Annotated in this window: 1 protein-coding gene; it reads left to right on the top strand. The window is 62.4% G+C overall.

What is annotated here, in order from left to right; genetic code table 11:
- Positions 1 to 348, top strand: a 348-nt coding sequence (locus tag CLD20_RS20070; RefSeq protein WP_224408446.1) for a cbb3-type cytochrome c oxidase subunit I, incomplete at its 5' end; no start/stop codon positions are given.
- Positions 349 to 511 lie beyond the last annotated feature (163 nt).

The following is a 511-nucleotide window of genomic DNA, read 5'->3' as shown; positions in this document are numbered from 1 at the left end:
CTGTACCACCTGATCCCGCGCATGTTCGGGCGTCAGACGATGTACAGCACCCGTGCGGTCGAGCTGCACTTCTGGGTGGCGACGATCGGCATCGTGCTCTACATCGCCGCGATGTGGATCGCCGGCGTGATGCAGGGCCTGATGTGGCGCGCGGTCAACCCCGACGGCACGCTGGTCTACAGCTTCGTCGAAGGCGTCAAGGCCACCTATCCGTTCTACGTGATCCGCCTTGGCGGTGGTCTGCTGTACCTGACGGGCATGGTGATCATGGCCTGGAACACGGTGATGACCATCAAGAGCGGCAAGGTCGCCGCGGCGCCGATCCCGATGGTGCCGGCCCACGCCTGAACCGCCTGAAACCGTAGGAGAAATCAGACCATGGCAAAACACCATGCCGTCGGCGGTCACGAGAAGATCGAGACCAGTAACTTCCTGATGATCGTGCTGATCCTGGTGACGGTCGCCTTCGGCGGCCTCGTCGAGATCGTGCCGCTGTTCTTCCAGCGTTCGA

It is taken from the genome of Afifella sp. IM 167, from assembly GCF_020144925.1.
Classification (GTDB): domain Bacteria; phylum Pseudomonadota; class Alphaproteobacteria; order Rhizobiales; family Afifellaceae; genus Afifella.
This window is presented reverse-complemented; position numbering and strand designations above follow the sequence as displayed.